At 72.0% G+C, this 20,890-nt stretch carries 18 protein-coding genes; 9 read left to right on the forward strand and 9 right to left on the reverse strand.

The features are described 5' to 3' along the window. Positions 1–23: 23 nt before the first annotated feature. The 7 genes from D1350_RS05615 to D1350_RS05645 all read right to left on the reverse strand — a co-directional run bounded on the left by D1350_RS05615 (position 24) and on the right by D1350_RS05645 (position 10,349). Complete coding sequence (locus tag D1350_RS05615) at positions 24–554, reverse strand: DUF501 domain-containing protein (RefSeq protein WP_164545039.1); 531 nt, start codon at positions 552–554, stop codon at positions 24–26. Positions 555–604: 50 nt separating this feature from the next. Continuing rightward, positions 605–1,477, reverse strand: a complete 873-nt coding sequence (locus D1350_RS24300; protein WP_240643895.1) for an FtsB family cell division protein — start codon at positions 1,475–1,477, stop codon at positions 605–607. A 165-nt stretch (positions 1,478–1,642) separates the two neighbouring features. Further along, positions 1,643–2,923, reverse strand: a complete 1,281-nt coding sequence (gene eno / locus D1350_RS05625) for a phosphopyruvate hydratase (RefSeq protein ID WP_125774683.1) — start codon at positions 2,921–2,923, stop codon at positions 1,643–1,645. Positions 2,924–2,968: 45 nt separating this feature from the next. Next, a complete protein-coding gene (locus tag D1350_RS05630) occupies positions 2,969–3,643 on the reverse strand; it encodes a nucleoside triphosphate pyrophosphohydrolase (protein WP_240643896.1) in 675 nt (224 codons plus the stop codon). An 89-nt stretch (positions 3,644–3,732) separates the two neighbouring features. Beyond that, positions 3,733–4,713, reverse strand: a complete 981-nt coding sequence (locus D1350_RS05635; RefSeq protein WP_125774685.1) for a hypothetical protein — start codon at positions 4,711–4,713, stop codon at positions 3,733–3,735. 104 nt (positions 4,714–4,817) lie between these two features. Beyond that, complete coding sequence (locus tag D1350_RS05640) at positions 4,818–5,474, reverse strand: RNA polymerase sigma factor (protein WP_125774686.1); 657 nt, start codon at positions 5,472–5,474, stop codon at positions 4,818–4,820. A 375-nt stretch (positions 5,475–5,849) separates the two neighbouring features. Then, on the reverse strand, positions 5,850–10,349 hold the full coding sequence (locus tag D1350_RS05645; RefSeq protein WP_125774688.1) for an endo-1,4-beta-xylanase: 4,500 nt from the start codon (positions 10,347–10,349) through the stop codon (positions 5,850–5,852). Between the two features lie 357 nt (positions 10,350–10,706). On the opposite strand from D1350_RS05645, the gene D1350_RS05650 reads away from it, so the two are divergent. The 7 genes from D1350_RS05650 to D1350_RS05680 all read left to right on the forward strand — a co-directional run bounded on the left by D1350_RS05650 (position 10,707) and on the right by D1350_RS05680 (position 18,036). Next, a complete protein-coding gene (locus D1350_RS05650) occupies positions 10,707–12,347 on the forward strand; it encodes a peptide ABC transporter substrate-binding protein (protein ID WP_164545040.1) in 1,641 nt (546 codons plus the stop codon). 155 nt (positions 12,348–12,502) lie between these two features. Continuing rightward, a complete protein-coding gene (locus D1350_RS05655) occupies positions 12,503–13,483 on the forward strand; it encodes an ABC transporter permease (RefSeq protein ID WP_240643897.1) in 981 nt (326 codons plus the stop codon). After that, a complete protein-coding gene (locus D1350_RS05660; RefSeq protein ID WP_125774694.1) occupies positions 13,476–14,372 on the forward strand; it encodes an ABC transporter permease in 897 nt (298 codons plus the stop codon). Before D1350_RS05655 ends, D1350_RS05660 begins: the two co-directional genes overlap by 8 nt. Next, positions 14,369–15,397 (forward strand): ABC transporter ATP-binding protein, encoded by a 1,029-nt coding sequence (locus D1350_RS05665; RefSeq protein WP_125774696.1) that lies wholly within the window; start codon positions 14,369–14,371, stop codon positions 15,395–15,397. Before D1350_RS05660 ends, D1350_RS05665 begins: the two co-directional genes overlap by 4 nt. After that, positions 15,394–16,455 (forward strand): ABC transporter ATP-binding protein, encoded by a 1,062-nt coding sequence (locus tag D1350_RS05670; RefSeq protein ID WP_125774698.1) that lies wholly within the window; start codon positions 15,394–15,396, stop codon positions 16,453–16,455. Before D1350_RS05665 ends, D1350_RS05670 begins: the two co-directional genes overlap by 4 nt. Continuing rightward, entirely contained in the window at positions 16,452–17,180 is a 729-nt protein-coding gene (locus D1350_RS05675) for a type 1 glutamine amidotransferase (RefSeq protein WP_125774701.1), read from the forward strand. The genes D1350_RS05670 and D1350_RS05675 overlap by 4 nt, the downstream gene beginning before the upstream one ends. A 61-nt stretch (positions 17,181–17,241) precedes the next feature. Continuing rightward, on the forward strand, positions 17,242–18,036 hold the full coding sequence (locus tag D1350_RS05680) for a serine hydrolase (protein ID WP_125774703.1): 795 nt from the start codon (positions 17,242–17,244) through the stop codon (positions 18,034–18,036). A 72-nt stretch (positions 18,037–18,108) separates the two neighbouring features. On the opposite strand, the gene D1350_RS05685 is transcribed toward D1350_RS05680, so the two are convergent. Then, positions 18,109–18,399: a DUF6191 domain-containing protein gene (locus D1350_RS05685; RefSeq protein WP_125774705.1), complete on the reverse strand. Its 291-nt coding sequence runs from the start codon at positions 18,397–18,399 to the stop codon at positions 18,109–18,111. Between the two features lie 164 nt (positions 18,400–18,563). On the opposite strand from D1350_RS05685, the gene D1350_RS05690 reads away from it, so the two are divergent. Together D1350_RS05690 and D1350_RS05695 are read left to right on the forward strand one after the other, a co-directional pair. Continuing rightward, positions 18,564–18,944 carry a hypothetical protein gene (locus tag D1350_RS05690; protein ID WP_125774707.1) on the forward strand — a complete coding sequence of 127 codons (381 nt, stop codon included), beginning with the start codon at positions 18,564–18,566 and terminating at the stop codon, positions 18,942–18,944. Beyond that, positions 18,941–19,612, forward strand: a complete 672-nt coding sequence (locus D1350_RS05695; protein ID WP_125774709.1) for a nucleotidyl transferase AbiEii/AbiGii toxin family protein — start codon at positions 18,941–18,943, stop codon at positions 19,610–19,612. The genes D1350_RS05690 and D1350_RS05695 overlap by 4 nt, the downstream gene beginning before the upstream one ends. 17 nt (positions 19,613–19,629) lie before the next feature. On the opposite strand, the gene D1350_RS05700 is transcribed toward D1350_RS05695, so the two are convergent. After that, positions 19,630–20,889, reverse strand: a complete 1,260-nt coding sequence (locus D1350_RS05700; protein WP_125774711.1) for a type II toxin-antitoxin system HipA family toxin — start codon at positions 20,887–20,889, stop codon at positions 19,630–19,632. Position 20,890: the final 1 nt, after the last annotated feature.

Genomic DNA, 20,890 nt, shown 5'->3' on the forward strand with positions numbered 1-20,890 from the left:
GGCGGGGGGTGTCAGGTCGCTGGTCAGCAGGTGCAGCGGTCCGGGCGCCACAGGTCGCTCGCCCGCTCCAGAGCCTCGTCGCCCAGAGGGTTCACCCCGGGGCCGGCTGCCAGCGCGTGCCCCATGAGCACGTGCAGGCACTTGACGCGCGCGGGCATGCCTCCCGCCGAGATCCCCGCGATCTCCTCGACGTGGCCCAGCGCCTCGCGTTCCGCGAGGTAGTGCTCGTGGGCGCGACGGTAGTGCGCCGCCAGCTCTTCGTCCTCGGCGAGCCGGTCGGTCATCTCCTTCATGACGCCGTTCGCCTCGAGGGTCGACGCCGCCACCACCGCACCGGGGTGCGTCAGGTAGTACGTGGTGGGGAACGGCGTGCCGTCGGGCAGGCGGGGCGCGGTACGCACCACCGTGGGCCGTCCGCAGACGCAGCGCGCGGCCACCCCGACCACGCCCCGGGGCTCGCGCCCCAGCTGCTCGGTGAGGACCCGCAGGTCCTCCTCCGTCACGGCCTCCCCCGGGTTCTGGGCGGGCGGGCGGTCGTCGATGCTGTGCGTCACAAGTTGGTCCTCGGAAGGGGAAAGGGGCCGGCTCCATTGTCCCCCACCGGCTACTCGCCGCCGCCCGCGATCCGCACCGAGTCCCAGAGGGACGTGTACCAGGGCGTGTCGTCACCGTCCGTGCCGGTCGTGGGCCCCGTGCCGACCGGTCCCGCCGTCGGCTCGTCCTCCGGGACCGAGTCCGCATCCAGGGTGCGCCACACGGTGTCCCCCGGCATGACGAAGCTCAGCCGGGACCGGGCCTGCTCGATGACGTACTGCCGGTCGTCCCAGCGGGCCAGCTCGACCTCGAGCTGCTCGCGCTGCTGCTGCTGGGTCGTGAGCTCCGCCCGCAGGTCACGCAGCTGCGACTGCTGGGTGACGACCGCTCGGACCGTCGGCAGGAGGAGCACCATGGCGAGCAGCACCACGACGGACAGCACGATGGCGCGGACCGTCAGCACCTCGGGCAGCACCAGGCCGCTGCGACCGCGCCGCCGCTCCGCGCGGGCGGGCCGGCGGGTGGCCGCGACGCTGCCGTTCACCGCACGACGGGCACGCGGCTGCACGGGACGCTTGCCCCCGCCGGGAGCGGTGCGGGTGGCGCCCGCGGCCGGCCGGGAGGCAGCGGGCTTGGGCGCTGCGGGCCCGGCCTTCGGGGTCGCGGGCCGGGAGGCCGGCGCGGCCTTCGGGGTCGCGGGCTTCCCTGCGGCCTTCGGGGTCGCGGGCTTCCCGCCCGCACGGGGCGTGGTCGCTCCCTGGCCCGACGGCGTCCGCCCGGTCGCCTTCCCGGGCGGGATCGCCGGCGGCGGCGTGGTCGCCGAGCCCTTGCCCCTGCCGGGCTCAGCACGCTTCGGACCCGCTGCGCCCGACGACGAACCGGGGCGCGCCGCAGGACGGCGCGCCGGACCGGAGGACGACGCGGGGCGTCGGGACGATGGCACGGCTCGATTGTGCCGACCCGAGGCGTCGCCGCACGTGAACGCGCCCGGCGCGGCGGGACTTCACCTCAACTGGTCGGCACCGACGCCGAGAACAACATCGCGCAGGCAACGAAAGCTCGTTGCCTGCGCGATGTCGTTCTCACCATCAGGCGAGAAGGGTCGAGCTCACGCCTGGAAGCGCGGGAATGCCGTGCGACCGGCGTAGCGGCCGCCCTCGTCCAGCGCCTCCTCGATACGGAGGAGCTGGTTGTACTTGGCGATCCGCTCGCCACGGGCCGGGGCGCCGGTCTTGATCTGGCCGGCGTTGGTGGCCACCGACAGGTCGGCGATGGTGGTGTCCTCGGTCTCGCCGGAGCGGTGCGAGGTCATCGTCGTGAAGCCGTTGCGCTGCGCGAGCGTCACCGCGTCGAGCGTCTCGGTGAGCGTGCCGATCTGGTTGAGCTTCACCAGGAGCGAGTTCGCCGAGCGAAGCTCGATGCCCTTGGCGAGACGCTCCGGGTTGGTGACGAACAGGTCGTCGCCGACGATCTGCACCTTGTCGCCCACCACGCTCATGAGCTGCGCCCAGCCGTCCCACTCGTCCTCGGACAGCGGGTCCTCGATGGACACCAGCGGGTAGTCGGCCACGAGCTGCTGGTAGTACTCGATCATCTCGTCCGAGGTCTTCTTGCCACCCTCGAACGCGTACGTGCCGTCGGAGAAGAACTCCGTGGCGGCGACGTCGAGCGCGAGCGCCACGTCGGTGCCGGCGGTGAAGCCGGCCTTCTCGATGGCGACGAGGATCAGGTCCAGCGCCTCACGGTTGCTGGCAAGGTTCGGGGCGAAGCCGCCCTCGTCGCCCAGGCCGGTGGCCAGGCCCTTGCTCTTCAGCACGGACTTCAGGGCGTGGTACACCTCGGTGCCGGTACGCAGCGCCTCGCGGAACGTGGTGGCGCCGATGGGCGCCACCATGAACTCCTGGACGTCCACGTTGGAGTCCGCGTGGGACCCACCGTTGAGGATGTTCATCATCGGCACGGGCAGCACGTGCGCGTTGGGCCCACCGACGTAGCGGTAGAGGTCCAGGCCCGCGCTCTTCGCGGCCGCCTTCGCGACGGCGAGCGAGACGCCGAGGATGGCGTTCGCGCCCAGCTTGCCCTTGTTCGACGTGCCGTCCAGGTCGATCAGTGCCTGGTCGATGATGCGCTGATCCTCAGCGTCGTACCCGATCAGCTCGGGGGCGATCTCGTCGTTGACCGCGGCGACCGCGGCCTCGACACCCTTGCCCAGATAACGGCCCTTGTCGCCGTCCCGGCGCTCGACGGCCTCGAACGCGCCGGTCGACGCACCCGAGGGGACCGCGGCGCGGGCGAAGGTGCTGTCGTCGAGGACGATCTCCACCTCGACGGTGGGGTTGCCGCGCGAGTCCAGGATCTCGCGTGCTCCAACGGCTTCGATGCTAGCCACGGGTTCTCCTTGGAAAGTCTGTTGCTGGGAGGTTACGAACCCACCCTAGTGCCGCCCGGCAGGGGCAGCCTCTCCCGTCTCGCCATGCCGGACGGTTGCCTCCAGCGCACGTGAAGCAGCCCGGAGCGCGCCCTCCGCGTCCACCCCGTCGGCCTCCGCGCGCGCCACGAGGGCGAGCAGCTCCCGCCCGTAGCGCTCGGTGAGGTCGCCGCCCGGCGCGTCGTGGACGTCGTCGGGCAGCAGGCCTGCGCGGGTGGCGCGGGAGACCACCTTCTGCGCGCGGGCGAGCGCCCCCTGGGCGAGCGGGATGCCCTCCAGCACGGAGCTGCGCTGCTTCTCCGCCTGCTTCAGCACCTCCCAGCCGGCGAGGACCGCCTCGCTCGTCATGCCGACCTCGTCGGGGGTCGACGCCGCCTCGAACACGTGGGGGTGGCGGCGGACCAGCTTGTCGGTGAGGTCGGCGGCGACGTCCTCGATGGTGAACGGGTCGTCCGGGTCGTCGGCCGCGATGCGGGTGTGGAACAGGATCTGGAACAGGACGTCGCCGAGCTCCTCACGAAGGTTCGCCCGGTCGCCCGCCTCGATGGCCTCGGCGAGCTCGTGCGCCTCTTCGAGCAGGTACCGCACGAGGGACTCGTGCGTCTGCTCCCGGTCCCACGGGCAGCCGCCCGGGGAGTAGAGGCGGTCCATGACGGCAATGACGTTCTGAAGCTGGTCCACGAGACGAACCTAGGCGACGAGAACAACCTGGCGCAGGCAACCGCGGCCGGTTGCCTGCGCCAGGTTGTTCTCCTCGTCGCCGGCCGGCCCTACCCGACCGCCGACGGCCCGTAGACCGTCACCTGGACGTTGCCGCCGACCCGCATGTCCACCCGCGCGCAGTCCACCGACTCGTCGACGATCGATGTGGTCGGGGTCGGCTCGTACTCGAGCCCGGACAGCGCCTCGTCGGCGATCGCCCGGGCCTCGGGGAGCGACACACACTCGTCCACGATCCCGTTCCGCAACGCGGCGATGATCCGGTGGACCTCGTCCATCGGGTCGGGCTCGCCGGCCCCCGGCCCGCCCGAGGCGGCAGACGACGCGGCGGCAGACGACGCGGCGGCCGACAGCTCGGGCGAGACCCCGCCCGGCGCCTCGGCCGGGGCTGGGCCGTCCCTGAACGCCACCATGACCCGGCCGCGCTCCATCACGAAGGCCCGGGTGCAGTCGGTGCTCTCCGGGCCCGGACCACGGGTCTCGATCGACCAGTCGTCCAGTCCGAGCCGGTCGAACTCACCCTCGACCCAGGCGACCGTCTCGTCCTGGGAGCGGCACTCGTCCGTCACGCCGCCGTCGACCCAGTCGCCGAGGCTCATCTCGAGCTCGAGGGATCCGGGGGTCATCACGCGCGAGGACGCGAGGATCTCCACGACGGGCGGCACCTCGCTGCGCGGCACCACGTAGGTGAAGCCGCTGAAGGAGAACACGGCGGGGTCCTCGATGGGCGGCAGCCCGGCGGCGGCGCGGATCGTGTCGCAGTCGGCGATCGCGTCGCCGGTCAGCCAGGCGCCCGACGCCTCTGCGGGCTCGCCCCACGCTGTGAGGCAGTTCGGCCCGTCGGCCTGGCCGCCGACGAAGCCAGGCAGACCGCTGACGGTCGCAGCCGTCGCCACCACGCCGACGACACCCGCCCCCACGATGCCGCCCCAGAGCAGGCGGCGCCGCCTCCGCGCGGGCCGTCCCGCGGTCTGGGCTGCCGGTCGCTCCGCCGGCTGGCCTGCCGGACGCTCCTCGGGTCGTTCGGACATGACGATCCCCCTCCTGAGGGCCTCCCAGGCCCCCGGGTCGATGCTGTCGAGGCGTAGCCGGCGCGCCGGATCTGCCGCACGCAGTGCGGCCAACGGGTCGTGCGTCATCGGTTCACCTCCACCCCGGGGCGGCCAGTCGCCCGCCCACCTCGTACATGTCCGGCTCGTCCGTCCCGTTGCGGCCCAGGCGTCTGCCCGACGGCGTCCGCCGCACCCCCGGCAGCCGCCGCACCCCCGGCGGCCGTCGCCGCCAGCCGGTCCCGGAGCCGGCGACGCGCACGGTGCAGCCGCACGCGCACGGTCGCGCGCGTGACCCCGAGGACCGTCGCGATCTCGTCGCGCCCGAGCTCCTCCCAGGCGACGAGCCGCAGCACCTCCCGGTCTGCCTCCGGCAGGTCCTCGACGGCCCGCTCGACGTCGGTCACCTCCACGGCGTCGGCCGCGGCCGGGGACCCGCCCGACGCCGGGGCGCCGTCCAGTGCGTCCGTCAGCGACTCGCGCACCCGGTCGGCGAGGGCGTTGCGGCGCCGCTCACCCCGCGTGGCGTTCGCGAGGACCCGGCGGGCGACGCCGTAGAGCCAGAGGCGTGCCTCGTCACCGGGCGGGACGTCGGCCAGGCGGCGCCACACCACGAGATACGTCTCGGCGACGACGTCGGCCGCGTCCGCCGGTACCGCCGTCCGTCGGAGCGCATAGGCGAGCAGGGCCTCGTGGGTGTCGGCGAAGAAAGCGGAGAAACGCTCTTCGTCGGTGGTCGTCATGCGGTTCCGTTCGTCAGACCGTTCGCGGACACAGGTTCATGTCCGGGACCAGCAGGAACGTTACGGGCGACCGGGACCCGCTCAACCTGGTGCACGCGGGCAGCCCGCTTGATCCTCAGCACGCGGCACGTGATCGCGCACGGGTCCGACATCGTCAACCATGAGCGTCTATGGCAGGCCTTCACCGACCGCCTGCCACCCACGGCAACGGCCGTGCGTTCCCTCCTCGACGGCGACGGACGCCAGCCGGGCGGGCCGTCTCTCGACGACCCGCCCGGCCTCGGGGGGTAGGTGGCGCGCCCAGGGGCGTGGTAACGCGTCACCCGTTCTCACGGGTCCCGGGCGGTGGTGCCCGGGACCCGTGAAGCTACTCGCTCAGCAGGTGCCGAGGTCCTTCCACGGGCTCCCCTTCGAGGACGCTCCCGGCTCCTGCGTGCGGCTGTGCCACTTGGCGGTCCAGACGTGTCCGTCGTGCACCGCGGTGTCGCCCTTCTCGTAGATCCACGTGGAGGTCCACTCCGCGTGCGTGCCCGACGTGCAGACGACCTCGTCGCCCACCTCGGCCCAGGGACCCCACGGCGTGCCGGGGACCTGGTTCCGCGTCCACCAGAGGGCCTCGAAGATCGCACCCTCGTACTGGACCTGCTCGCCCGCGCGGTAGACCGTGGACGCGTCCCACGCGGGGACGGCCGGGCCCACCAGCCGGCCCACGCCCCAGCGGGCGGTGGACTGGTAGCCCGCGCCCGTCGGGTCGGCCCAGTTGCGGATCGAGGTACGTGCGCCTGCGGCTGCGTCGTTGACCTGGAAGTCCAGGCCGTGGAACGTGTCCAGGCCGCCGTACTCGAGCAGCGAGATCGACGCCTCGACGACGTAGCCGGTCTCGGTGCGGGTCGTGGCGCTCACCACGCGGTTGCGCTGGAACGCCTCGTCACCGGTGCCGAACGAGACGGCGTTCTCCGCGCTGATGCGGATCTGCGTGTCGTCGTAGCGGTAGGAGCCGTTCTTCGCGTTGCCCGGGTCCACGTAGAGCTCGACAGAGTCCTGGATCCACGGGTCGGAGCCGCTGACGTCCACGACGGGGTCGGTGACCTCGGCGAGCACGTACAGGGTGTTGTCGCGCCACAGGGTGCGGACGTCGGCGGCTGCGCCGTCGGTGCCCGAGACCTGCTTGCCCGTGGTGACCACGCCGGCGTCGGACCAGGTGCCGTCCACCGTGCCGTCGATCGCCGGGGCGGTGCGGGCCTCGACGACCTCGAGGAACGACAGCTCCTCGACCAGCGTCAGCGTCCCCGTCGCGCCGGGCGTGTTCCACCCGGTGACCACGCCCTCGTCCGCGACGCGGACGTCCAGGGCGAGCGTGCCGCCCTGCGTGGCGGTGGCGGGCAGGTGCACGACGGCGGTCCAGCCGCCCTCGCGCTCGGACGTCACCGCGGGCGCGGTGCCGGTCCCGTCACGGTTCACCGTGTGCTCGGCCGAGCCGAGCTGGAAGGTGACCGAGTCGCCCGCGGAGGCTGCGGCGTCGGACACCGTGACGTAGGCCGTCACGTGTTCCGGGGCCCAGCGGAGCTGGAACTTCGCCTTGCCCTCGATCGCGTGGAGCGGGAGCCGCGACCACTCGGGAGAGGTCGTGGCGGCCGCGTCGAGCGCGACGTCGCCCTTGAAGACGTTCGCCGTGCGCGGGCGGGCCGTGAGCTCGCCGTCGACGGCGCCGTAGTAGGCCGGCTTGGCCTGGAAGGCGTCGTTGAAGACCAGCGGGTCGCCGTTGTCGGCGCGCCACGAGCGGCCGTCCGTGAGGCCCCACACCGTGACCGAGTACATGTCCTCGGCGTGCGCCCGGAAGGACCGGAACGCGTCACGGAAGTAGTAGCCCTGCTCGATGAGGTTCGCCTGCGTGACCGGGGAGCCGATCGTCACGTCGAGCTCGGTGACCACCTGGGTGACCGGCATGTCGGCGAAGCGCACGATCGCGGCGTCGAGCGCCGAGACCGGCATGGCGAGCGACACGTGGAACTGGTGCCCCACGCCGTCGAGCGGCACGCCGCGGCCCAGCAGACGCTCCACCAGGGCGTGGTAGCGGTCCTGCTTGCCACCCTGCTCGGTGTTGTAGTCGTTGATGAACAGGGTCACCGGACGGTCGGCGCCGGCGGCGGCGTACGTGCCGTTGAACGTCTCCTCCGCGTACTGGAAGGACAGGTCGATGAACTCCTCGCCCAGGACCCGGTACCACTCCGAGCGACGCAGGCCGTCGGCGTACTCGCCGCCGTCGCTCACGACCTCGTTGACCACGTCGAACGCCGTGAGCGGGTTGGTGCCACCGAACTCGCCGTAGGCGCTCAGCGCGCGGGCGACGTTGTCGATGTGCGTGCGCAGGCGGTCGCGCAGGACCTGCTTGTCCGTCTCGGACGTGGTGAGCGGGTTGCCCGCCGCGTCCTCGAAGAACCAGGCAGGGGTCTGGCTGTGCCAGGTCAGCACGTGGCCGTAGACACGCAGGTTGTTCGCCTGGGCGTACGACATGAGCGCGGCGGCCTCGGGGTGGATGCGGAAGTTGCGCTCCGCGTCGTACCAGGCCTCCGGCTTCATGTGGTTCTCGGGCGTGATCTGGTTGAAGTGACGCAGCAGGAGGTCCGACGCCGAGCCCACGGTCTCGCGGCTGTCGATCGCGACGCCCACCGGGAAGGTGGTGGTCTCCTTGATGCCGGTCAGGTCCTGGATCACGGGCGGCTCAGGCACCTCGATGACGATGTCGTCGACGAGGAAGTCGCTCGTGTTGGTGCCGTTGTAGTCGGTCTCGAAGTACAGGTACGCGGACTCGGCCGCGCCCATGGTGAAGCTCTGGCGCACCTCGGTCCAGCCGCCGTTCGTCACCGTGTCGAACTGACCCAGCGTCGAGTAGGACGTGGCACCGTCGACGGTGCGCGCGATGCTCAGCCAGACGGCGTCGGTCGCTGCTCCTTCGGCGAAGCGGACCTTGGCGGACAGGTCGTAGGTGACGCCCTCGGTGAGGAGGCCCGTCACGTCGCGGCCGATGCCGTCGCCCTGGTTGTCACGTCCGCTGACCAGCGCGGACTGCAGGCCGGAGGCGGCGTCGGCCGTGGTGATGGCGACCGTCGGGTCGGTGGCGTTGCCACCACGCGGGCCCCAGCCGTCCAGGCCGGACTCGAAGTCCGTGCTCAGCGCGACCGAGCCGCCCTGCGGCGGGGTGCCCTGCGGGAAGGTGAACGTCCAGCCCTCGGCGAGACGCTCGGTGACGACCGTCTGCACCGCGGCGAGCGTGCCGTCACGGTCGCCGCCGCCGTCGTGCGCGAGCACGACCTCGCCCGGCTTCATGGCCGTGCGGAGGTTCGCCGTCAGCGTGGGGACGTCCTGGGTGGACCAGTCGTTGATCGTGTTCACCACGGCCAGCGGCTGCATGCCCAGGCTCACGGCCACGCCGGGCGTGACGCCCCACGAGCCGTTCGGAGCGCGCCAGAACGGGATCTTGGCGTTCGGGTCACCCAGCGTGTCGCGGATGATCTTCATGTTCGCGATGAGGTCGGCCTCGACCTGCTCGGCGGTCCACGAACCCATGTCGGCGTAGCCGGTCGAGTGGTTGCAGAGGACGTGGCCCTCGTTGACGATCCGGCGCAGGAGGATCGCGCCGCCCTCGGCCTGGATGTTCTGGCCGATGACGCAGAAGGTCGCCTTGATGTTGTTCGCGGCCAGGAAGTCGAGGAGCTCCGGCGTGGTGCCAGGGTTCGGGCCGTCGTCGAACGTGAGGGCTGAGACGTTGCCGCTGCCCAGGGCGAGGCGCGCCGGGGTGGTGACGGGGTTGACCGCCCCGCCCGGGACGACGTCGGGCACGCTGCCTCCGTTCTCGGTCGTGACGACGATGTCGTCCACGAGGATCGTGTAGGGCGCGTCCAGGTTGTCGCTGCCGAGGTAGGCCTGGAGCGTGGCCGGGTCGCCGTCGGCCGGGGCCGTCCACGAGCCGGTGAAGGTGGTCCACTCCGTCGACGAGAGGGTCCCGTTGCCGACCCAGGTGTAGGCGGGCTTCACGACGAAGCGGAACCCGGGCGTGCCGGCCGCACCCTCGGGGAGCCGCGCGCGGAGCGAGAAGTCGTAGGTGACGCCCGGCTCGAAGATGCCGGTGGGCGACTGGATGCCCTCGTAGTCGGCGGCGCGCGTGACGGACAGCGCCTGGCCGCCCGCCCCGTCGTCGACGAACGCGAGCGCGGCCGAGCCGCTCGGGGTCCAGGTTCCGGTGGTGCCGTCCTCGAAGTCGACGGCGGTCACGGTGGTGACGTCCGGGGTGGGCGCGGTGCCGGTGATCCGCACGTCGTCCACGAGGAACGACGGGTGGACGCCGTCGACCGGCGCGGCCTCGATGTAGATCGTGGCGCTGCTCAGGCCCTCGGGGAACGCGTAGGTTCCGCCGATCTGCACCCACTCGCCGGCGGTGGCCGTGACCGACCCGCCGATCCAGGTGTAGGTGTTGCCGCTGCCGTCGGCGGGCGTCTGCTCGGCGGTGAAGTGGAGGCCGGTGCTGCCGGCCGTCCCCGCCGGGAGCTTGACCCACGCCCCGACGGTGTAGCTGCCGCCGGGCTCGAAGAGGCCCGACGAGCTGGTCGCGACGCCCTGCCACTCGGCCGTGCGGCCGGTGACGGCGAGGCTGGCCGCGCCGGCGTGCGCCTCCGCGTCGGTGATCGCGAGCGTCACGCCGCCCCGCGGACCCCAGGGGGCGTAGGTGCCGTCCTCGAAGGCGTTCTCGAGGAGGACCACGTCCTCGGCCGTCGCGATCGAGGCTGCCGTGACCGTCGTGACTGCGCCGGCCAGGACCAGCCCGAGTGCCGCGACGGCACCGAGGGGTCGGGCTGTAAAACGATTTCTGAGATGCATGAAGCGCTCCCTTGCGCGCAGTTCCCGCTGTGTTGTCTCCGGGGGCGTCCCCGGCGTGCCGGAGGTTCCCTCACCTGGCGGCACCTGTGCCGCCCGTCCCGGTGCGCTCGATGCTACAGACGAGCGCCGGGTCCGTCGAGGGCTCGTGGACTATTTTGTGTAACGTTTTCGACGCGGCGGGAGCCTTGCCCCGAGCAGCAGCGTGGGAGGTCACGACGGCGCGGTCGCCCCGGGCGACAGATCGTTACCGAGGGTTTACCCCGTTCAGCACGCTTTGTGACCAGTCCAGCGGTACTGTCCAAGCCTCCCGGGGGCGAAACCCTCGTTCCGGGAACGATGACGTGGGGAGGCATGCACGTGAGGCAAGCTCGGATCACCACAGCAGCGGCCGCAGGGTTCGCCGCGGTAGCACTCGTGGCTACCGGATGTTCCGCGGGCGGAGGTGACGCGGTCACAGAGGAGCCGGCGACCGTCCACCTGGCGCTCAACCAGGACGTCGGCACCCTGCTCCCGATGGACTCGAACGTCGACGACAACATCGCCGTCCTCGACGTCGTCTACGACGGCCTCGTCCGCTACGACCCCGAGACCACGGAGCCGTACAACTACGTCGCCGAGGAGATCTCGACCGAGGACAACACGGTCTGGACCATCACCATCAAGCCGGACCTCACGTTCCAGAACGGCGAGCCCGTCGACGCCGCCTCGTTCGCCCGCGCGTGGAACTACGCGGCGTACGGCCCCAACGCGATGGCCAACAACTACTTCTTCGAGCGCTTCGTGGGCTACGACGAGATGCAGGGCGAGACGGACGACGCCGGCGTCGTCACCGTCGAGCCGACGGCGACGGAGCTGTCGGGCGTCACGGTCGTGGACGACCACACGCTGGAGGTCACGCTCAACGGCCCGTTCGCGGGCTTCTCCACCATGCTCGGCTACACCGGGTTCTTCCCCGTCGCGGAGGCGTGCCTCGAGGACGTCGAGGCCTGCGCGGTCAAGCCCATCGGCAACGGCCCGTTCCAGGTCGACGAGTGGGTCCAGGGCGAGAAGGTGACCGCCTCCAAGTGGGCGGACTACCCGCTCGACGAGGCGCCGGCCTTCGACGCGGTCGAGTGGACCGAGTTCGCCGGCGGCTCCTCGTGGGCAGACTTCATGGCGGGCAACCTGGACGAGGGCGCTCCCGGCGCCGCCGACCTGGGCGACGTCGAGTCCGACCCGGACCTGGCGGAGCGCGTCGTCGAGCGACCCGGTGCCGCGCTCACGTACATCGGCTTCCCGCTGTACCTCAGCGAGCCGTGGACGAACATCGAGCTCCGCAAGGCGATCTCGATGGCGATCGACCGCGAGGGCATCATCGAGGCGATCGTGCCGGGCGAGCGCGTCCCCGCCGACAGCTGGGTCGTGCCCGGCGGCGTTCCCGGCGGCGAGACCGGCACCTGCGAGTTCTGCACGTTCGACCCTGAGGCCGCCAAGGAGGCCCTCGCCGCGGCGGGCGGCTGGCCCTCCGGCCAGACGCTGACCATCACGGCCGGCACCGACGAGGAGGAGGCCGAGCTGTTCAAGGCGATCGGCGACTCGATCCAGGAGACCCTCGGCGTCCCCTACGAGCTCGAGACCACCGAGGACTTCAGCTCGAAGCGCCGCAACCGCGAGATGACCGGCATCTTCCGGAACAACTGGTTCCCCGACTACCCGGTCAACGAGAACTACCTCGCGCCGGTGTACGCGAGCGGTGACCCGGAGGAGGGCAACACGAACTTCGGCTACTACGGTGCCGAGTTCGAGGAGGCGATCGAGGCCGGCGACAGCGCCGAGACCCTCGAGGACGCCGTGGCCGAGTACCAGAAGGCGGAGGCGGCCCTCGCCGCCGACTTCCCGACCGTGCCGCTCTGGTTCAGCGTCAGCCGCAGCTACCACAGCGAGCGCCTGAGCAACGTGATCCTCGACCCGTTCAGCGGTCAGATGAAGCTGCGCCCGCTCGAGGTCGCGGCGGAGTAAGCGCAACCCTCTGCCGAGGTAGTGCTTCCGTCCGACGGCGGCACTACCTCGGCACAGCATCGTCGCCGAGGTAGTCACTCCGTCGGACAAGGTGACTACCTCGGCGTGCCCGACAGAACCGAGGAAGACCATTGGGCCGCTACATCCTGAGACGCGTGCTGCAGGCCGTCGGCACGCTGTTCCTGGTGATGGTCGTGCTGCACCTGCTCACGACGTTCGCCATCCAGCTCAACGGCAACCCCGCGCTCGCCTTCTTCGGCGAGCACGAGCCCTCCGCGTCGCAGCTCGCCGCCGTGGAGAAGCGGTACGGGCTGGACGACCCCTGCTACGACCAGGTCGGCAACCCGTGCGCCGGTCCGTTCGTGGACCGTCTCGTCGCGTACGCGCAGGGCGACTTCGGCACCAACCTGCGCGGGCGGGCCGTCACGGAGATCGTGGCGCAGTCCGCGCCGCACACCCTGCGGCTCTTCGTGGTGGTGACGTTCACCTGGCTGACCATCGGCATGGTCCTCGGCTCGGTCGCCGCCCGGTGGCGCGGCCGTCCCGCGGACCACGGGATCCGGTTCACCACCGTGCTCGTGGACGCCCTGCCGGTGTTCGTGCTGCTCCTTCTCTACAAGTTCGTGGTGACGGTCCCGGTGCACCAGTGGGCCAGGTCCGAGTTCGGCAGCGAGAGCTGGCCCGCCCTGTGGTTCCGGCCGTCGTTCGACGCCGACCATCCGTGGGCCACCGTGCTGATCCCCGGCATCCTGCTCGGCGTCTCCGGCTCGGCCGCGTTCGTGCGCCTGGTGCGCGCGAGCCAGCTGGAGTCGTACTCGGGCGAGCACGTCCGGACGGCCCGGTCGAAGGGCCTGCCCGAGCGGTACGTGGTGCTGCACCACGTGGTGCGCAACTCGTCCATCCCCGTGGTCACGGCGGTGGGGCTCGTGTTCACCGAGGCCCTGGCCGGCGCGGTGGTGACGGAGGGGCTCATGAACATCAACGGCATGGGCGGCGTGCTGTGGGGCGCCGTGAAGGGCAGCGACGTCTCGCTGGTCCTGGGCGTCGTGACGCTGCTCGCCGTGGTGACCGTCGTCGTGATGATCGTGGTGGACGTCCTCTACGCCGCCCTGGACCCGAGGATCCGTTATGAGTGAGGCCCCCGCACGGACCCTGATGTCCGACGCCTGGCGCAGCCTGCGCTTCCGCCCCGACGTGATCGTGGCCGCCGTGGTGCTCGTGTTCTTCCTCGTTATGGCCGCCTTCCCTGGCCTGTTCACGAGCACGAGCCCGCGACGCTGCGTCATCGGCGACTCCCGCCTGGCACCGCAGGGCTTCGGCGCGGAGCACCCGTTCGGCACCGACAGCTTCGGCTGCGACCTGCTCGCCCAGCTGGTGCACGGCGCGCGCCCGTCACTCCTGCTCGCCTTCGTGGTGGTGGGGATCGCGCTGGTCATCGGCATCACGCTCGGCGTGCTCGCCGCGTACTACCTCGGCTGGGTGGACAAGCTCGTCACCCGCGTCATCGAGGTGCTCCTGGTGATCCCGCTGCTCCTCGCCGCGATGCTGCTGCTCTCCCTGTTCCAGGGCGTCGACGTCGGTTCGGGCACCCTCGGCACGATCCTGCTGCCGGCCCTGGTGCTCACCATGTTCGCCTGGATGGGTTACGCCCGGTACGTGCGCGCGAGCGTCCTGGAGGTCAAGAACCACGACTTCGTGACCGCTGCGCGGGCGCTCGGCGCGTCCGACCTCCGCATCATGACCCGCCACCTCCTGCCCAACGCGATCGGCCCGGTCACCGCGCTCGTGCCGACGTCGATCGCCGGCGTGATCGGCGCCGAGGCAGTGCTCTCGTTCCTGGGCATCGGCGTCCGCCCACCCGCTATCAGCTGGGGACTCATGATCTCGAACGGCTCCGAGTGGGTGACCGGCGGTCACCCGCACCTGCTCCTGTACCCGCTGGCCTGTCTCGTCGTGACGGTCCTCGCCCTCGTGGTGCTCGGCGACGCCCTGCGCGACGCCCTCGACCCGAGGCTGGCCGCATGACCGGGGCCGCGCCGCTGCTCGAGGTGACCGACCTCGCCGTCGAGTTCCGTACGCCCGGCGGCGTGGTGCGCGCCGTGGACGGCCTGACCTACCAGGTCGAGGCGGGGCGCACGCTGGCGATCGTCGGCGAGTCCGGGTCGGGCAAGTCGGTGTCGTCGCTGGCGGTGATGGGCCTGCTCGGGCCCACCGCCCACGTCACCCGCGGCACGGCACGGCTGAACGGCACGGATCTCCTGGCGCTGCCGCCCCGCGAGCACCGCGCACGCTGCGGGCAGGACGTGGCGATGGTGTTCCAGGACGCCCTCGCCGCGCTGAACCCGGTGCTCACCGTGGGCTTCCAGCTCACCGAGGCCCTCCGCGCCCGCCACCGGATCTCGCGGGGCGAGGCGCGGCAGCGGGCCGTCGAGCTGCTCGACCTCGTCAAGGTCCCCCACGCCCGCGAGCGCGTGAGGGACTACCCGCACCAGTTCTCCGGCGGCATGCGGCAGCGCGTGATGATCGCGTGCGCCCTCGCGCTCGACCCGAAGGTGCTCATCGCCGACGAGCCGACCACCGCCCTCGACGTCACCGTCCAGGCGCAGGTGCTGCGCCTCCTCGCGGAGATCCAGGCGGAGCGGCAGATGGGGCTCGTCCTCATCACGCACGACCTCGGCGTGGTGGCCGGCGTGGCTGACGACGTCACCGTCATGTACGCGGGCCGCGCCGTCGAGCAGGCGGGGGTGCTGGGCGCGTTCCGCTCCCCCGCGCACCCGTACACGCGGGCGTTGCTGCAGTCCGTGCCGCAGCTCGGGTCACGCACGCGCCTCCCCGTGATCCCCGGTCGCCCGCCCGGCCCGGGCGACCGGCCCGCCGGCTGCCCGTTCCACCCGCGGTGCGCCCTGGCCCAGGACGTCTGCCGCGCCGACCCGCCGCCGCCGCTCGTCGAGGCCGCCCCGGGCCGCTGGTCCGCGTGCCACTTCGCGGGGGACGTGCTGCGTGGTGCGGCCGTGCCGGCGGAGACCACCCCGGAAGGAGACCCGCGATGAGCGACGTCGTGCTCGAGGTCCGCGACCTGGTCAAGCACTACCCGGTGCGCCGCGGCCTGATCCTGCGCCGCACGGTGGGCGCGGTGCGGGCCGTCGACGGCGTCTCGCTCGCCCTCCGCCGCGGCAGCACCCTCGGGGTGGTGGGCGAGTCCGGCTCGGGCAAGTCCACGCTGGCGCGGGTCCTTGTCGGGATCGAGGAGCCCACGAGCGGGCAGGTCCTCGTCGACGGCACCGACGTGTCCACCATGTCCCGCGCCGACCGCCGCGCCCTCCGCCGGGACGTGCAGATGGTGTTCCAGGACCCGTACACGTCGCTCGACCCTCGCATGTCCGTGTCCGAGATCGTGGGCGAGCCGTTCGCCATCCACCGGACGATCCCCCGCGGCGGCCGCGACCGCGCCGTCCGGGAGCTGCTGGAGCTCGTGGGCCTCGACCCGGACCACGCGAACCGCTACCCGCACCAGTTCTCGGGCGGGCAGCGCCAGCGGGTGGGCATCGCACGCGCCCTCGCGCTGCGCCCGCGGATCCTCGTGTGCGACGAGCCGGTCTCCGCGCTGGACGTGTCGGTGCAGGGCCAGGTGGTCAACCTCCTCGCGGACCTGCAGGCGGAGCTCGGTCTGTCGTCGGTCTTCATCGCCCACGACCTCGCGGTGGTGCGCAACATCGCCGACTCCGTCGCCGTGATGTACCTGGGCCGGGTCGTGGAGGACGGTCCGGCCGACTCCGTGTACGACGGCGCCCGCCACCCCTACTCCCAGGCCCTGCTCTCGGCCGTGCCCGTCGCCGACCCCACGGTCCGGCTCTCCGACGGCCGCGGGATCCTCCTGGAGGGTGACCCGCCCTCGCCGGTCTCGCCGCCGTCGGGCTGCCCGTTCCACACGCGGTGCTGGCTGGCGCCGACGCTGCCCGAGGCGTCCGTACCCGTGCCCGAGGGCGAGGAGGTGCAGGCGAGGCGAGTGCCGCCGTCGTGCAGCGGGGAGGTGCCGCTGCTGGTGGGTGCGGGCGGGCACCACGCCGCCTGCCACTTCGCCCGGCCGCTGGCCGAGGTGCGCCGATGACGCGCGTGCTCGTGGTGCAGAACTCGTCCACCAGCGGGGCCGGGCGCCTCGACGGCTGGCTCGCCGACGCCGGGCTCTCCCCCGACCTGGTCCCCGGGGAGCACCTCCCCGCGGACCTCGCCGGCTACGCCGGGCTCGTCCTCCTCGGGGGAGGCTTCATGCCCGACGACGACGCCCGCCACCCCTGGCTGGCGCGCGAACGCACGCTCACGTCCCAGGCGCTGGCCGACGGCGTCCCGGTGCTGGGGCTGTGCCTGGGCGGCCAGCTGCTCGCCCACGTGGCCGGCGGAGTGGTCACCGCGAGGTCGGGCGAGACGGAGCGCGGCATGTGCGCGCTGCGCCTCCTGCCCGCGGCCGACGACGACCCGGTGTTCTCGGCGGTCCGCGACGCCGTGGGCGACGGACCGCTGTGGATGATCCAGAACCACGAGGACTCCGTGACCGGGCTGCCGCCTGGGGCGGAGCTGCTCGTCTCGTCGGACGTGTGCGCCGTGCAGGCGTTCCGCGTCGGTGACGCCGCGTGGGGGCTGCAGTTCCACCCCGAGGCGCACCCGGAGCGCGTGGCGAGATGGGACGAGGCGGCGCTGTCCGCGGAGGGCGTGGACCGCGCCGCGCTGGCGGCCGCGGCGATGGAGCGGGTGGACGAGAACGCGGCGCAGGCGTCGGCACTGGTGACGGCGTGGGCCGAGGTAGTGCGCTCGTCCCGGCAGGACTCGCCGAGGTAGTGCGCTCGTCGGACGAGGTGACTGTCTCGGCAACGTGGACCGGCGATCGAGGGGAAGCAGCATGGTGTCGACAGGGACGCACTCCGACGGGGTGCCGGTGGTGGCGTACCGGGTGGCGCGGGCGGCGGGCGAGGTGCTCGCCGAGCGGCTGCCCCACGAGGACTTCTACGCCGCCTCCACGGTGAAGCTGGCCGTGCTGGTCGCGGCCGCCCGCGCCCTGGAGGCCGGGACGGCGACGCTCGACGAGCCGCTGACCAGCACGCACACCTTCACGTCACAGGTGCCCGGCGCGGGGACCTACACGATCGAGCCGGACGACATCGATCCCGGCATGCCCGCGCCGGGCACCGCGATGCCGTTCGGGGACGTGGTGGACCGGATGGTGACGGTGTCGTCCAACGAGGCGACCAACATGGTGGTCGAGCGCGTGGGGCTGCCCGCCGTGGCCACCGCGCTGGCGGACGCCGGGGCGTCGTCGAGCACCTTCGGGCGCAAGTACTCGGACCTCGCCGCGGAGGCCGCGGGCGCCTCCCACCGGACGACGGCCGCGGACCTCGCCCGGCTGGTGGGTGCGCTGGTGGCCGGCCGGCTCGCCGGGCCGGAGCAGACCGGGTGGATGCTGGGGCTGCTGCGCCGCCAGGACGACCGGCAGCTCACGGCCGCCGTGCCCGACGGCGTGGACTTCGGCTCCAAGTCCGGCTGGGTGGACGGCATCCGGCACGACGTCGCGTTCTTCGGCGACCCGGGGCCCGACACGCTGGTGGTGGCCGTCTGCACCCGCGGCTACGACACGCCCGCGGCCGAGGAGACCCTCAAGGCCTTGGGCGCGCTGGCGATGACGCTCGCCGGGCGGTGAGGTGCGCGCCAGACTGCTTCCAGGGTCGTCCGACGAGCGCTGGGCGCACCTGGAAGCAGTCCGGCGCGCATCTCACGCGTCCGGCCGGAGGACCGCGACGCCCTTCTCGAGGTCGATCCTCGGGCCGGGGTCGGCGTCCGGTGCCGGCTGCACGTCGTGCCGCTTCCGCTGGAGCTCCTCGGTGAGGTGCACGCTCGACGGCTGGAACACCTCCACGAGCTCACCGAACACGCCCGACATCGCCCCGCTGCCGTCAACCGGCCCCTCGGGACGACGTCGGCCGCTCACCACCAGCCCGACGACGACCGCCCCGACGACGGCCACGCCCACCACCGCGACCAGCACCACAAGTCCTTCACCCATCGACCCTCCCGACGTATCCCGCAGACCGTCCGGCCTCCAGCATGACCAACGCCCAGGGAAGCCGTAACGTTCGCCTCCACGACGGCCGAACGGAGAGCACGTTCATCCCGACGCGCTACCCGTCCTGGGGGCCGTCAACCCGAGATTCAGTCAGAATGGGAAGCATGCCAGCCAGCTCGCAGACCACAAGGACTCGGTCCGGTACGCAGTCGAACGACCTGGCGCTCTATCGCGAGAAGTTTCAGCGCCGGCTGCCACGCTCACTCGAGCAGCTTCAGGGTCCGAGACACGGTGTTGTGCAGCTTCCCCTTCACGTGGCGTGGTCGGGAATGACGGCCTACGACCTGGACAAGCCGCGCCAGCGGATCGGTCTCTACCGGACCGTGCTGCACGAAGGCATGCGCGACGACCTCATCCGCTACCTCCACCGCGATCTCCTTCTCGAGGCGTGGCCTGTTCTTCGCACGCTCGTTGGGCCTACCGTCCGTGCCGTGTGGGAAGACGGGTTCCCGCAGCTCGCGACGCGCGCTCAGGCTGCTGCATGACGGAGATGCCGGAGCTGCATGCGCGGCTGCTGGCGGACGTCATCGACGTCGGATCGCCATACCCACTGGTGCTCACAGGTGGGTACGCCGTCCGAGCTCACCAGATCACCAGTCGTCCGAGCCAGGACCTTGATGTGGCCACCGAAAATCCTGCACCGATGGCGGACATCGCGGAAGAGCTTCGTGCAAGGCTCGAGGGCCGTGGTTGGCGGGTGCGCTCGCTGGAGACAGCTCCGCTGTCCGCTCGGTTCACGGCCACCGACGCGAGCACGGGCGAGGAGTGCGAGGTCGACATCCTCAAGGAGGTCTTCTGGAAGCCTCCGGTGCTGGGGCCTTACGGGCCTGTCCTCGCGGAGGAGGACGTGATCGGCACCAAGGTCCGAGCCCTCGCGGACCGGGGAGCGCCTCGTGATCTGATCGACGTCTACGCAGCCTCCCAAAGGTGGAGCACCGGCGACCTGGAGGAGTTCGGCAACCGGCACGCTCGCGGGCGCTTCGAGCAAGAGGATCTCCAAGCCATCCTGAACGGTGCCGAGTGGATCGACGACGAAGCATTCGCTGCCTATGGTCTCGGTGCCGACGCCATCGGTGCACTGCGTTCCTGGGCTGCGGCCTGGGCTGACGACCTTGCGGCCCGGACCGACGGTCACGCTGACGAGGAGCCCTAGGCACCCCCGACGAGCCGTCAGGCCGCCAGGCCTTTCGCCTCCGAACGGTTCGGGTTGTCGTAAGCCTCCGCCATGAGCGCGATCTCCTCGGTCGGCACGCCGATGGAGCGGGCCAGGTCGGCCCAGCCCGCTGTCGCTGACTCCACCTCGGCGAGGACCCGGCGGGCATCGACGCCACGGAGGCCGTACGAGTCGGCCGTGCGCAGGAGGTCGCGCACGTCGCGGTCGAGGCGGTCGCCGTTGGGCCGCAGCGGCGTGGACTCGGCCACGGCGAAGGGGTTGGGGTTCACGTCGAACAGCGGCGACAGCGTCCACCCGTCTGCCCGGCGCAGGAACCCGTGGTTCTTCATGTGGTCGTCGATGTTGCGGACCAGCAGCGTGAACGCCACCCGACGGAAGAGGTCGTGACCGTCGGTGGCCGGCCGGCCGGAGTGGTCGGCCACCGTCTCCGCCAGCGTCCGGTAGTCGATGGTCTCGAAGAACGCCTTCTGGGTGAGGCTGTCCGCGGAGAGGAACCCGATCCGCGTGCCGTCGGGCGTGCGGTCGAACCGCCGCGTCAGCAGGATGGTGCGGTGCTCGTCCATGCGGTGCAGGCGCGCCACCGGCACCTCGATCCCGGCGCGGGACGCGAGCCGGAGCGTCACGTACTCCCACGCCTGCACGTCCCAGCGGTCGCCCTGCTCGGGCAGCTTGGCCATCCAGAGCGACCCGTCGCCGTCCCGGACCGTCACCTTGGGCCGCGCCCCGCCCATCGACGTCCCCGCCTGGACCAGCAGCCGCACGTCGCGGTCGGTCTCCCGGTGGTTCGCCACGGCGTCCGCCGCCTCCGTCAGGGTGGGCAGGTCCAGGAGCGACGGCACCTCCGCGCGGGCCGGGGCAAGGAAGGTGCTGCCGCCGTCGGTGGAGAGCCGTAGGGCGCCGAGCCGCGTGTCGTCCTGGACGCCGAGCAGGAAGTCCACCTCGGTGAGCGTGAGCAGCCGACGGCCCTCCGACTTGGCAGTGAGCCGTTCCGCGTGGAACAGGAGGGTGCGGCCCCACTGGTCCGGCTGGCAGTCGGCGAACACGCCGAACAGGGGCCGGTCGCCGCTGGACGGGATGGACCCGGGCGTGAGCGGCAGCTCCGGGCACAGCGCGTACGCGCGGGGGTGGCGCAGGTAGTCGGTGTTGTACCGAAAGCTGGAGCCGATCAGCGCCCCGCCGCGGTTCAGCACCATGTCGAGCTCACCCGCATGGACGTGCTCCGCACCAGGAAGCTGCACCGCGACATGGATGGTCATC

It is taken from the genome of Antribacter gilvus, from assembly GCF_003946865.1.
GTDB lineage: Bacteria > Actinomycetota > Actinomycetes > Actinomycetales > Cellulomonadaceae > Antribacter > Antribacter gilvus.